Source organism: Alteromonas sp. NFXS44 (genome assembly GCF_040148705.1).
GTDB lineage: Bacteria > Pseudomonadota > Gammaproteobacteria > Enterobacterales > Alteromonadaceae > Alteromonas.
In genome coordinates this window covers 376,063-388,764 of sequence record NZ_JAGDEA010000011.1, presented here as the reverse complement: position 1 = coordinate 388,764, position 12,702 = coordinate 376,063, and the positions used below count along the sequence as shown (strand labels likewise).

11 protein-coding genes are annotated in these 12,702 nt (G+C 47.9%); 7 read left to right on the top strand and 4 right to left on the bottom strand.

Annotated elements, in window-relative coordinates:
* Nucleotides 1-43 precede the first annotated feature (43 nt).
* On the top strand, nucleotides 44-607 hold the full coding sequence (locus J3369_RS15470; RefSeq protein ID WP_349588479.1) for a hypothetical protein: 564 nt from the start codon (nucleotides 44-46) through the stop codon (nucleotides 605-607).
* Nucleotides 604-1,272, top strand: coding sequence for a hypothetical protein (locus tag J3369_RS15465; RefSeq protein ID WP_349588476.1), 669 nt, complete (start codon nucleotides 604-606; stop codon nucleotides 1,270-1,272). Before J3369_RS15470 ends, J3369_RS15465 begins: the two co-directional genes overlap by 4 nt.
* Here the strand turns inward: J3369_RS15465 and J3369_RS15460 are convergent.
* Nucleotides 1,269-2,681 (bottom strand): O-antigen ligase family protein, encoded by a 1,413-nt coding sequence (locus J3369_RS15460; protein WP_349588473.1) that lies wholly within the window; start codon nucleotides 2,679-2,681, stop codon nucleotides 1,269-1,271. The genes J3369_RS15465 and J3369_RS15460 overlap by 4 nt on opposite strands.
* 70 nt (nucleotides 2,682-2,751) lie before the next feature.
* Nucleotides 2,752-3,057 (bottom strand): hypothetical protein, encoded by a 306-nt coding sequence (locus J3369_RS15455; protein WP_349588470.1) that lies wholly within the window; start codon nucleotides 3,055-3,057, stop codon nucleotides 2,752-2,754.
* A 206-nt stretch (nucleotides 3,058-3,263) separates the two neighbouring features.
* Here J3369_RS15455 and J3369_RS15450 point away from each other — a divergent pair, with 206 nt between their 5' ends.
* The 3 genes from J3369_RS15450 (at nucleotide 3,264) to J3369_RS15440 (ending at nucleotide 8,027) form a co-directional block, all read left to right on the top strand.
* A complete protein-coding gene (locus tag J3369_RS15450; protein ID WP_349588467.1) occupies nucleotides 3,264-3,629 on the top strand; it encodes a hypothetical protein in 366 nt (121 codons plus the stop codon).
* A 59-nt stretch (nucleotides 3,630-3,688) separates the two neighbouring features.
* On the top strand, nucleotides 3,689-6,223 hold the full coding sequence (gene secD, locus J3369_RS15445) for a protein translocase subunit SecD (protein WP_349588464.1): 2,535 nt from the start codon (nucleotides 3,689-3,691) through the stop codon (nucleotides 6,221-6,223).
* Between the two features lie 82 nt (nucleotides 6,224-6,305).
* Nucleotides 6,306-8,027, top strand: a complete 1,722-nt coding sequence (locus tag J3369_RS15440) for a potassium/proton antiporter (protein WP_349588461.1) — start codon at nucleotides 6,306-6,308, stop codon at nucleotides 8,025-8,027.
* Nucleotides 8,028-8,135: 108 nt separating this feature from the next.
* On the opposite strand, the gene J3369_RS15435 is transcribed toward J3369_RS15440, so the two are convergent.
* Nucleotides 8,136-9,350 (bottom strand): dipeptidase, encoded by a 1,215-nt coding sequence (locus tag J3369_RS15435; RefSeq protein WP_349588458.1) that lies wholly within the window; start codon nucleotides 9,348-9,350, stop codon nucleotides 8,136-8,138.
* 488 nt (nucleotides 9,351-9,838) lie between these two features.
* Here J3369_RS15435 and J3369_RS15430 point away from each other — a divergent pair, with 488 nt between their 5' ends.
* On the top strand, nucleotides 9,839-10,609 hold the full coding sequence (locus J3369_RS15430) for a SapC family protein (RefSeq protein ID WP_349588456.1): 771 nt from the start codon (nucleotides 9,839-9,841) through the stop codon (nucleotides 10,607-10,609).
* A gap of 70 nt (nucleotides 10,610-10,679) precedes the next feature.
* Here the strand turns inward: J3369_RS15430 and J3369_RS15425 are convergent, their stop codons facing one another.
* Nucleotides 10,680-11,006, bottom strand: coding sequence for a YkgJ family cysteine cluster protein (locus tag J3369_RS15425; RefSeq protein WP_303572863.1), 327 nt, complete (start codon nucleotides 11,004-11,006; stop codon nucleotides 10,680-10,682).
* A gap of 237 nt (nucleotides 11,007-11,243) precedes the next feature.
* Between J3369_RS15425 and modF the strand changes: the two genes are divergently transcribed.
* Nucleotides 11,244-12,692, top strand: coding sequence for a molybdate ABC transporter ATP-binding protein ModF (gene modF, locus J3369_RS15420; protein WP_349588454.1), 1,449 nt, complete (start codon nucleotides 11,244-11,246; stop codon nucleotides 12,690-12,692).
* Nucleotides 12,693-12,702 lie beyond the last annotated feature (10 nt).

Sequence of the window (12,702 nt, the reverse complement as noted above, 5' to 3'; positions counted from 1 at the left end):
TAAAGCTCCCGAAACAGACTGTAAACATAAAAGGATTTTGTTTATGCCAGCGGTGCGAATAACGGGGATAGCAATAGCTGTCGCTATGATGTCCCTGTTAATATTTATGACCTTTCATAAATCATATTATCTCTCACTTTCCCTTCCTGCTGTCAGTTGGCCTGATAATAAAGAAAGAGGGGTTGATACGCTACTCAACAGTCCGGCTTTTGAAGACAGTCTTGAAAAACTAAAAGCCCACGAACTGGATCTCTTTTTATCAACCTTGTTGGAAAATGAAAAAGCCAGACAAATTGATCAATTGAGTCAAAAAGAAAAAAAGGCGTTGTTTCTCTCGGAACTGCCTTCCCACTTGTTGCTTCAATTTGAAGGCAATAATCTAGTTTTAGAGTTAAGGTCCATAAAACATGCAAAGTGGTCAGATTTCCTTGTGGCCGTGTCATCCGGATTCTTTGTTTTTGATGTAAGACCTGAAACCAGAGAACTTAAAGAAAAGTTTATATGGAGCACAGACTACGCCTTGCTGGTTAAAGTTTTGTTGACCGCATTCGCGATCACATTGCTAATTGGCGTTCTGCTTTTGTGGCTGAAAAGGAGAGCATCATGACCCTTCGAATATTGTTGTCGGTTTTACTTTTTATTGCTGTTCTTCTGTCATGTCAGGAATTTGGTGTCTCCCTGAAAAATGAGCAGGTAAAAAAATTAACAGTAGCAGCACTTACCGGAGAGCCTGAAAATTATGCTCCGACACTTAAAATGGCGATCGACTCATTGCAAAGTAGGAGCTACTGGCTATATAACGAGAGTATAAACCCTGTCGTAAGCGGCAATTTGTTTTCAATGTTGGCGAACAATGAAAAAAGTCACGACAGTGCAGCATCATACAATCGTCAGGCTTTGTATTACTATGATTTAGCGAGTAAAAGTAGACCGGTGAGCGGACTCAATTGGTCATCTATGGCATATGTGACAGAGCGAATAAATAAAGAAGATAAAAGACTCTTCGACTATATCAGGTTGGCACATCGCGATGGCCAGTATGAATTCCAAACACATATTAAATTAGGCCTTGTAGCCAGGGATCTGATTCAATCAGGTGTTGCATTGCCTGAAGAAATAAAGGCGATTTTTCTCCGGCAAATGCAAAGCGGGTTGAAGCACCCGAAAAGCAAACCAACGTTAACTTTTGCTGTTTTGAAAAAAGATGGTGTGAAAGAGGTTATGTGCTCCTGGGCTACCGAGGATACTATGAAAACCTTACTCAAATGTTAATGTCTGCGTTTCCGGCGGGGGGCGATTTCCATTTTACTGATGTTGCAGGCAATCGCGATAAAGACCATCAGTAAACTGGCATTAGCCGGAGGTAATAACGGAAAGTCCACACTCATATGAATCAACATTCCTATAAATGCCATTAATGCCGCAGCCGCGGGACCGGTTAATTGCCTTCGCTGGCGGGTTATAAGCACTTTCGCAGCCAGATAAATTACATAGGCCATCATTGCTCCGAGCAAGCCGGTAACAGGGATCCCGTATTCAACCATAAACTGGATATAATCATTGTGAGCATGATCGTAAAATAACTTAATATCTTCCGACTGATAGCTGGAGAAAATGGTTTCGAAGCTCCCTCCTCCAGTACCAGTTAAAGGAAAATCTTCTACTATTTTCATTGCATCGCGATAGACTTCATCTCTGCTTTCGGCTTCTATGCTAGTACCTTCAATTCGTTCTTTAACCTTATCCAGACCAAACCAGGCGCTAACAATGAAAGTATCAATGATGAGCATACTGACTACCAATATTTTAAAGCCGCCCGGAACGCTTTTACCGCGGAAAAAATAAATAAGTGAGACTATAAGAAAACTACTGAAGAAAGCGGTGTTACCCATCCTCGAACGTGACATAACCAAAGCAATGACCATGATCATCAGCATAATACGGACCATGGTTTTGGTATCAGTGAGAGCGAACAAAGTGGCTTTTAGCCGGTCGCTCTTGTATCTGTAATGCCTGCGGGACAGAGATGTGATGAAGTAGCCCATACCAGCACAAAGGCAAAGCATTAAAAAATTGGCAAAATGGTTGTGGTAAACGAAGCTGCCGTTGGCACGCGGGTTGACCATAAAGTCAAAAAACGCTGTTTTGTCCTGCCCGGAGAGCACTTCAAAAGCGCCGTAAAATCCTTGAACTGCACCAGTTATTACCATAAATAGCAGTGCTTGTTGGATTTTTTCCGGTGTGTTTAAAAAAAACAGGGCCATACAGAAAATACACAAATAACTGGCTAGTTTAAGCATCGCACTGGTTGTTGCATGCCGGTCAAAGGATAAGTGACCGAATCCTGCGTCGGATGGCAGGTACTTTACTGTATTAGGAGACAAGACATCGAGTAATTCAACCGGAAGGGGGATCTGCTGCAAGAAAAGATAAGCTGTTACACTCACCAGGCAAATTACAACGGGTTTATGAGCCCTGAAGGCTGAAGAGAATTCCCGCCAGCAGAAACTGATGCAGAGTAATGTGAGTATGAAAATATAACTTTGAGAGAGCGACCATGCCCAGGGCCGGTTACTGCCTAGTGGAAGAGGAAGGATAAACAGGATCAGACAGAAAAGACTAAATAATCCTGTTTTAACTGCGGTGCTTTGTTGTGTTATTGCTGAATTTGCGGATATCACCTGGTACAACATCCTTTTGTACATAGGAAAAAGCACTTAACTTAATTACGTTAAGTGCACCAAATTATAGCTAATTACCCGAGGCCTCAGTACAGGTATAATGACCAGCTCCGCCAGAGGTGCAATCAGGAATGCACTCTGAATTGGCATTTTGATTATAAGAATGACAAGGTTGATCGTCATTATTATTATCATTATTGTCGTTATCGCCACTGTTACCATTGTTACCGCTATTGCTGCCGTTGCCGTTATTACCGGTGTTGTTTGTACTATTACCATTACTCTGCACTTCGTCGGCATAGGCGTACGAGATAGATAAACAACCAAGACATAGCATCAACAGTACCGATTTTCTCAGTAAATTAAATTTCAACATGGGGGGATATTCCGTTATATAGAAAGGAAGGATGATTTCACATCGATATCAGTCATTCACTCCAGAACTGATAGGGTATAAATTAAACAGTATCACTGTCGGGAACAAGTATTCTTATCGCAATAAATCAAATATATATTTTTCCGGATTGATTATTAATCTCCTTGCCCCCATGTTAAGGCAAAATTTGAAAAAGTATCTCCTGATTGTTCCTGAATAACCCAGACGAAAAACAAGCTTCCCTGAAATCAACCCTTTTATTTCTGGTGTTGGGCTTTTTGCTGTCTTTCGCGGGTGCGAACCCGGAACATATTTCTGCCCAGTCAGACAGCCTGCAAAGCTCTGAACACGCCGTTATAGCATCAGGCCGTTCAGAAGGTCTGATAACACGATATCTGCAGCCCCAGTCCCATTCCGGTGATCGTCCGGAACCGCTGCTGTTTACCGGCGCTGAACTGAAACTCGCCGGCGTTTACCGGATGCTTCATAGTGTCGCTTCCGGTTTTTCTGAGCTGGCTGCCCGGCCTGCACAGCCTGTTTTTTCGCGCCCTCCTGCCAGGGCGTCTCCTTAATCCTTCATTTTTGATATTTACGGGCCTCTGGCCCTGTTTACAATTTTTGAAGGACAATTATGAAACCATTTTCTGCACGGGGCGTGATGACCGCACTCGTGATTGTGCTCGGCCTTTTGAGCACAATGCCCAATATTTTACCGCCGTCATGGCAAAAACATTTACCCGGCTGGTATACCCAAAACCAGTTGTCTTTAGGCCTTGATTTACAGGGCGGTTCCCATTTATTGCTGGCCGCTGATACACAGCCACTGTTTGATAAAGCCTTTACCGGCATGAAAGAGAGTCTCACTAAGGATTTGCGGGAAGCGGGGATCCGCTATCAGGTACTGTCTGCTTCTGACAATACCCTGCGCTTATCGATATCAGGAGCCGGCGGGCAATTTCAGCAGGCCCGTGAGCTCGCCTTTGCTTACCGTACAACGGGGCAGGGCGAGCCGCAGTTTACTATTGAGCAAAACGATAACTTGCTCACTGTCAGTTTGTCAGAGTCGTTTAAGGAGAGCCTGGTCAGTGATGCGCTGGAGCGCAGCGTGGAAGTGGTGCGCCGCCGGCTGGATGAGACCGGACTGGTCGACCCGGGCATTTCACGGCAGGGTAACGATGGCGTGCTGGTACAGATGCCGGGCGTTACAGACCCGTCACGTATCAGGGAGTTACTTGGAACAACCGCACAAATGGAATTTCACTGGGTTGTTACAGATAGCAGTCGTGGCAGTACCGTGATAATGCAGGGTATGGACGGTCACCAACAATACCGTCTGGAAAAGCGGGTTGCGATGGAAGGTGAGCACATAACTGATGCAAGGCTTGCTTTCGATCCTGACACAGGAAACCCAGTGGTGACTTTCAAGCTCGACAGTACCGGCGGCAATATTTTTGCAGCTATGACCCGCACGCATATCGGTGAGCCGCTGGCAGTCGTTCTGGACGGCAAAGTGATCACCGCACCGGTAATACGGGCAGTAATTGGCGCATCGGGCGGCCAGATCAGTGGTAATTTTACACCGGATGAAGCTAAAGATCTGGCACTGATGTTACGTGCCGGTGCGCTGCCTGTACCCCTGACTGTGATTGAAGAGCGGACTGTGGGTCCTGATCTCGGTAGTGATGCTATTAAGATGGGTCTGAGTACAGGACTTGCCGGTGCTGCACTGGTACTGGTGTTCATGACGGCACTCTACCGGCGCTGGGGGGCGATTGCCTGTGTAAGCCTGATGATTAACATGGGGCTGCTTTTTGGCGTGCTGAGTTTATTCAGGGCCACACTTACGTTACCCGGAATTGCCGGCATTATTCTTACTCTGGGTATGGCGGTAGATGCCAATATTCTGATAAACGAACGTATCAAAGAAGAGTCGTTGAAAGGGCGTGTCGCCGGGGCGGCAATCCGCGCCGGTTTTGACAAAGCCTGGTCAACCATTCTTGATTCCAGCCTGACAACCCTGATTGCCGTGAGTCTGCTATTTATGTTTGGCAGCGGGCCGGTAAAAGGTTTTGCGATTACTATCGGAATTGGCCTGTTTACGTCCATGTTCACGGCCATTGCGGTAACCCGCCTGTTAATGTTGTTTACTATCAGACGCCGTGAAAGAGAAGTACTCCATTTTCCGGGATTCCGCTGGCTGTCGCGGACAGATAAGAAGCCGCTGAACTTTCTGAAAGGCCGGATGGCAGGCTTAATCACATCGGCTGTCTTGTCGGTGGCTTCCGTGGTGCTGTTTTTCAGCCCCGGATTACATTACGGCGTTGATTTCACCGGTGGCACACTGGTGGAAGTGAAAAGCCATCACGTGCAGGTGGAACAGCTGCGAAATGCTCTGACAGACGGCAACATTGAAGGCGCCAGCATTCAGGAGTTTGGCAAAGAAGGTGATTATCTTATCCGCGTTCCTCAGGTAACTGCGGACACTCCGGTTGAACAGGCTGCATTGCAAAGTCAGCAGGTTGAACAGGTGAAATCTGCAGTAACCACACTGGATGACCAGGCAACCTTCCCCCGTGTGGACATGGTTGGTGCGAAGGTCAGCGGCGGTTTTGCTGATGCTTCCGTGCTGGCTGTGCTGATTGCCGGAGGCGGGATTCTGCTGTATTTGTGGTTGCGGTTTGAATCGCATTTTGCACTGGCAGCAACGGCGACGATTGCGCTTGATCTGACGAAAACCATCGGATTCTTTGCGCTCACTGGACTGGAATTTAACCTGACAGCAGTGGCAGCATTACTGGCCCTCATCGGCTATTCTATCAATGATAAGGTCGTGGTGTTCGACCGCATCCGGGAAGGATTCAGGGCTACACCGGATAAACCCATTATTGAAGTACTCAACCGGAGTATTTCTGCGACCTTGTCCAGAACATTGTTTACTTCAATGACCACATTTCTGGCTTTATTGCCTATGGGGCTGGCTGGCGGGGCGTCTGTCGCGAGTTTTGCGCTACCCATGCTTTTTGGCATCGTAATTGGTACCAGTTCCTCTATTTTTATAGCATCGCCTATTTTGTATTACCTTGGAAAGCGGCGTGAAAAGAAAGGGTTAAAACAACTGCGCCCCACCGCAGAGGAGGTGAGAGAATCACTGGCGCACATACCCTGAGCGTCGCCACGAACAGAGTCTGCAACTTCAGGTAACTTGCAGACTCTTACTGAAATGGAAATAACCTGTAAAAAGGAAACCTATGTTCGCCATTGATTACCAGATCCTGATAGCCGCTGTCTTGCTGTTTGTCGGTATTCTCTCCAGCAAACTGTCCCCAAGGCTGGGTTTACCTCTGCTGGTACTGTTCTTACTGGTAGGCATGCTGGCAGGAGAAGACGGACTGGGACTGGCATTCGATGATGCCAGCACGGCACATGCGCTGGGCACACTGGCGCTGGCTATGATCCTCTTCGATGGCGGGCTGCAAACTTCTTTTTCTTCTATCAAGCTGGTATGGAAGCCGGCTTCATTTCTGGCGACAATCGGAGTAGCCATTACGGCCGGAATAACAGGTTATGCAGCAGCCTTTATTCTGGGTGTACCACCTATGGTGGGATTACTCATCGGGGCTATCGTCGGTTCTACCGATGCTGCCGCAGTATTCTCTATTTTGCGGAACGCCGGTGTGCATATCAGTCCGCGCCTGAAAGCCACACTGGAAATTGAAAGTGCTTCGAACGATCCCATGGCGATTTTCCTGACTGTGGGCATACTGGAGCTGCTCACCAGTCAGATGAAACCGGGATGGGATCTGGCCCAGTTGTTTATTCAGCAAATGGGCATTGGAACCGTCGTCGGGCTTGGCGTCGGCTGGGCTGCAGTAAAACTCATCAACCGTATCACACTGAGTGCGGCAGGGCTGTATCCTGTCCTTGTCGCAATATGCGGCTTTATGACGTTTGGCATATCTGCCAGTCTGGGCGGGAGTGGTTTTCTGGCAACGTTCATCGCCGGGGTCTTTATCGGTAACAGCCGGTTTGTACTGAAACGGGCTACCTTTATGTTTCACGACGGTCTGGCCTGGCTAAGCCAAATCGGCATGTTTGTAATGCTGGGACTGCTTGTGAATCCGGCATCGCTGCTTAAGGTCTGGCTGGAAGGGTTGCTCATTGCCGCTGTCCTTATCTTTGTCGCCCGTCCGCTGGCTGTTGCTCCGTTTCTGTCCTTTGCCGGCTTCAATAAGCGGGAAATCGGGTTGGTATCATGGGTGGGGCTTCGCGGCTCGGTGCCGATTATTCTGGCTATTTTCCCGCTATTGTTTGAGATTCCCCAGGCCTATCTCATTTTCAATGTGGTGTTTTTCGTTGTCTTGATTTCGGCTACCTTGCAGGGTTCAACATTGCCGTGGATGGCAAAGAAACTGAAGCTGATTGAAAAGGCGCCGGTAACACCGGCTGCCACCCTGGAAATCAGTGCCCTGGGTGAGGTTAACGCCGATATTGTTCAGTACACGCTGGGAGACTCCGCTAAAGCTGTTAACCGGACGCTGGCTGAACTGGCACTGCCTGAAGGTGCGGTGGTGGCAATGATAACCCGTGGTGATGCGGTTTTTCCGCCAAGGGGATCAACGTTGTTACTGCCGGGGGATCATATTTTTATACTTATCCGCCCGGGACTACGACCCTTTATCGATTGTATTTTCTCCCACATATCGCAGTTGGAACCGTCAGCTTTTAAATCCGGAGAATTAGTGCTGAAAGGCGCGGCAAGAGTGCATGAAATAAGCCATGCATATGGTCTGGACCTGGGAGAAACAAAAAACATCACACTGGATGCCTTTATCAGAAAGCACCTGAGCGACGACGTAGCAGAGGGACTCACTTTGCATCATGCTGCCGGGCGATTTGAAGTTAAAGCGGTAAGAAATGGTCTGGCTGTAGCAGTGCAGTTTACCGCAGACAGCCGCCTGTCAGAGTCGTGATTTTTGCTTTAATAAATAGCCAGTGAGGTGTTGACATATCAGGCCTGAAATGGGGGAGAACAAACCAGTGCCACAGAACGTGGCACTGTGATGAGTTGCAATCAGAACTTAGTGTGCTGCAGCGTATTTTTCGACGTCAGACCATACCCGCAGCAGGTTGCCGCTGAGTACTTTTTCGATATCTTTGCGGCTGTAGCCACGATCCAGCATACCCTGAACCAGATTCGGGTAGGTGGAAACATCTTTCAGACCGGTTGGCAGAGAATCACCCACACCGTCAAAATCTGATCCGATACCCACATGGTCAATACCAATTAATTCTACGACATGGTCAATGTGGTCCAGCACCTGACTCAGCGTAGAATACGGATACGGGTTTTCCTTGCGGTACTTTTCATCAAAGGCAGCGACTTCGGCACTGTCTTCACCCATTTCTTTGATAAGTTTGTTTTTCTGCTTAGTCAGATTATTTCGCCAGTCCTGGGTTTCTTTTGAAACAAAGCTGGAACCAAAGTTAATCATGATCACGCCGCCGTTTTCACCCAGTTTTTTCACCATGTCGTCGTTCATATTACGCTCAAATCCCGGCGTGTATTTACGCAGGGAAGAGTGTGAAGCGATAACCGGTACCTTGCTGATTTCAATTGCCTGATAGAAGGCGTCATCGGAGACATGAGAAATATCCACCATGATCCCTAAGTTGTTCATTTCAGCTACCAGTTCTTTACCGAACGGGCTCAGGCCATGCCATTGACGGCGCAGGTCATAGGACGAGTCAGAAATATGGTTAGACAGTGAATGGGCCAGCGTAATGTAGCGGATACCGCGCTCATAAAACGTTTTCAGATTTTCCAGGCTTCCCTGCACCGGTGAACCGTTTTCCATGCCCATGGGCAAAGAAATGAGTCCTTTCTTAAACTGGGCTTTTACATCCGCCACGGATTTTGCGATGGCAAACTTCTCCGGTGAACGGTAAACCATGGCCTCAACCAGGTCGATAAGCTGGTGGGCAACTGCCGTAGACTCGTCAGAATTATCGAGGCTGGCCGGCACATAAATAGACATAAACGGTGCTGTCAAGCCACCTTTCTTCGCGCGGGGGTAATCAAAGTCGCCGCCTTCTGTCGCAATGCTCACGTCTTCCCATTTTGCGTGTACGCGATAGGGGACATCAATGTGACCATCCACAATGATGGTTTCCTGTGCGATAGCCTCAGCTTCTGCAGAAACCGGGGGAATGGTTTCTGCGTTTGCAGCATAGCTGCCGGTCAGTAACAGTGCCGGTATGAGAAGCGACAATGGCTTTTTAGTTAAACGTCCCATGGATTTTCCTTCGTTCATTATTATCTGTGTTGTGTGTGTTCGTGAATTGCAAGCGTTCCGGCAACGGGTAACTTAAGCAATCGTGCTCATGTAGCCTACGAAATATTTAAATTGCCTACAATCATCACACCCGTTGCGCCAGCTAAATGCACTGAAATAACAGGTAAAATGAAATGCTTATCACGGGTTGTTACGTCAACGAAAGAAGCTTGTAATAAAAGTTTAAATTTTGATATGGTTTTCAGGGCGTGACTTCCCGCTTTAAATACGGGATACTGCTTTCGACCTGTTACCGGCAATTGAATGCGGTGGCAGGCTACAAGAATAATCTTCGTGGTAATCCTCTCCTAATCTGTGTTTGGTGAGTCCATTGACCAGAGTTGTTAGTGGTCGCGTACGCAGGGACTGCAGGCTTTCACCAATAGGGCAATTCCCCTGGCGAATTCCATTTGTTGATTACCACCAATAAACGTAATGAGAACAGAATTATGGCGATTAACTACACCCCGCTGAATAAAGAAAAACACAAAGATGTAAAAATAGCGGTGAACAACGCGTTTGCTTTCGCGAAAAATACACACTTATCTGCAGCGTCTATCCGTGAATATGCGCAACTGGCGTCTACTATGCCAATCGTATTTATCCAGGATCCTAACAGCGACCGTTATCACACTGTTGCCATGCTGGGTATGGAACAAAATCAGAACCTTTTCCTGGCGACAGACAAGTGGAAAGGCCCTCACGTACCAATGAACATTCTGCGCTATCCTTTCGATGTTCGTCCTGAAGGTGAAAAGCTGGGCGTTTACATTGATGAAGAAAGTGAGCTGGTAGGTAAAGAAGAAGGTCAGCCTTTATTTAAAGAAGACGGTTCTCCGTCTGAGTTTCTTGATAACCGACAGAAGTTCTTAGGTGACCTGGCAAACAGCGAAATGCTGACTCAACGCTTCATTCAGAAAGTGGTTGAGCTGGAATTACTGGACGCCATTCAAATTCGCCTGACTTACAAAGATGGTCAGCAGCGCAATGTGACCGGTATGTACAGCATCAACGAAAAACGTCTGATGGAACTGCCGGAAGAGAAAGCGCTGGAATTGCACAAGCAAGGGTTCCTGGGAGCACTGTATGCAGTGATGATGTCTCTGGGTCAGCTGAACCGTCTGGTTGAACTGTCTAACGACACGGCGAATCCGATTGCCAGCATGCAAATTACCGGTGAAGCAGCTCAGGCAGCCGCACAATCAGCTGAAAACGCGTAAGTAACTGATTCATAGAACTAAAAAGCGGGCATTGCCCGCTTTTTTTGTATTTGTTTTGCGGCGGTAACTTTCAGGCCGCCACAAAGGGGATAATATCGCCGGTGATACCGTGCTTCATCCTGGCTTTCATACAGTCTGCGGTGCCGTAATCAAACTCTCTGCAGGTGGATGAGCGTTTTTCATAAATTGAGCAGCCGATATTGCCGCCAATGTCACCTTCCAGGGCTACACACCGCGGTGAAGGCTGGTTTGTGCCCTTCATTGCGACCAGGGAAGGGGAGATCTTTTCAGTCAGTTCCGGCGGTACGCTACCACCGGTAAACGGGTCAGATTCTGCCCAGTAAAACGATACACGAAACGTGGCGCAGCAGGCACCACAATGTATACAGGGATTCATTACTATTCTTGCTCCACACTACGTGCACAACAACCAGCAAATTCCGGGTTGGCCATCACATTGTTACAATGATTTTGATGTCTTTCAGGCAACAAACAGAGAGTGTCAGAACGACCATGCTGCCGGGACGGCGCATTATTCCAGAGTGCCGGAAAAACGCAATAAAACAATGCACTGTCGCACTATTCTTTTCTTATCCGGGGTGTTTGATTACCATCAGTCGCCTGAGGAGGGATCATGATTGAATTACAACACTGTGGGGTGTCACTGGCACCGGATTTTACCTTTGGCCCGGTAAGTGCGGCACTGACTGAAGGCCGGCATCTTGCCATAACCGGGAAAAACGGCAGCGGTAAATCGGCACTGGCGGCCATTCTGGCCGGAGAGGGCGAGGTGGTCAGTGGTGAAAGACGCCTGACCTGTAAGACGGGTTGGGTCAGTACTGCACAGCAGCAGGCATTGATTGCTCAGGAAAAGAAAAAGGATGACGCGGACATTCTTGATGTCATTCCTGTGCCCAGCACAGCCAGGGAAGTTATTCTGCGCCAGATTAATATGGCTGATTGCGGGGAAGCATTTACTCTGCTGACGAACGGCCTGCGGATGACCCATTTTCTTGATAACGCCTTTTTGGGGTTATCTACCGGTGAAACCCGGAAAGTGCTGCTGGTTCGCACCCTGTTAGCTTCACCTGATCTGCTGGTGCTTGATGAGCCTATGGATGGACTCGATACCGCATCCTGTGAGTTTTTGCAGGAGCACCTGCAAAGTATTCAACACCGCTGCACTATCGTGATGGCGCTGAACAGGCTCAGTGAGATACCGCCTTTCGTCAGACAACTCTGGCTTATGCAGCAAGGGCAGTTGTCCTGGCAGTCAGACGGCGGCGGAGTTGAGCAAAGCGATTTAGCTCACCTTAAACAATTGCTGCACATGGAGAATACGTCTCTTACCTTACCGGAGAAAGACGAGACACGGTATTCGCCGCAAATGGCAGAAGGTGACAATGTGCTGGTGAAGCTGGTTAACGGCAAAGTGAGCTATGACAACCGTACTATTTTCTCGGGTCTGAACTGGCGGATTAACCGCGGTGAGCACTGGCAGGTTACAGGCCCTAACGGTTCAGGTAAAACCTGTCTGCTAAATATGATTACCGGTGACGATCCTCACTGTTACACCAATGAACTGACAGTATTCGGTTACAAGCGGGGCAGTGGTGAAAGCATCTGGGATATCAAGCAGCATATCGGGTTAGTGTCTAACAGTTTTCATCTTCAGTACCGTGTCAATTGCAGTGTATTACATGTTGTATTGTCCGGCTTTTACGACAGTATCGGGTTATACGAACAACCCGATATCAGACAAAAACAACTGGCCCGTGAATGGCTCGCACTGGCTGGTATTGCACACAGAGCTAATGAACCTTTCCAGTCTTTGTCTTTCGGTGATCAACGGCTTTTACTTATTCTGCGGGCGATGGTGAAGCATCCCACGCTGTTAATTCTTGATGAGCCATGTAACGGTCTCGATGAAATTAACCGTCTGAAAGTACTGGCACTGCTTGGCATTATCGCCGCAGGCAAAGAAAGCACATTGTTATATGTGAACCACCACAGCGAGGACAAAATTAACGGAGTTGAACTTGTGCTGGCCATGGGACGCCACAATCAGGAAGCGCAGGCTTAAGGAATGGTTC

Coding starts and splice junctions, on each gene's coding strand:
- J3369_RS15470 (WP_349588479.1), top strand. CDS start 44: ATGCCAGCGGTGCGAATAACGGGGATAGCAATAGCTGTCGCTATGATG.
- J3369_RS15465 (WP_349588476.1), top strand. CDS start 604: ATGACCCTTCGAATATTGTTGTCGGTTTTACTTTTTATTGCTGTTCTT.
- J3369_RS15455 (WP_349588470.1), bottom strand. CDS start 3,057: ATGTTGAAATTTAATTTACTGAGAAAATCGGTACTGTTGATGCTATGT.
- secD (WP_349588464.1), top strand. CDS start 3,689: ATGAAACCATTTTCTGCACGGGGCGTGATGACCGCACTCGTGATTGTG.
- J3369_RS15440 (WP_349588461.1), top strand. CDS start 6,306: ATGTTCGCCATTGATTACCAGATCCTGATAGCCGCTGTCTTGCTGTTT.
- J3369_RS15435 (WP_349588458.1), bottom strand. CDS start 9,350: ATGGGACGTTTAACTAAAAAGCCATTGTCGCTTCTCATACCGGCACTG.
- J3369_RS15430 (WP_349588456.1), top strand. CDS start 9,839: ATGGCGATTAACTACACCCCGCTGAATAAAGAAAAACACAAAGATGTA.
- J3369_RS15425 (WP_303572863.1), bottom strand. CDS start 11,006: ATGAATCCCTGTATACATTGTGGTGCCTGCTGCGCCACGTTTCGTGTA.
- modF (WP_349588454.1), top strand. CDS start 11,244: ATGATTGAATTACAACACTGTGGGGTGTCACTGGCACCGGATTTTACC.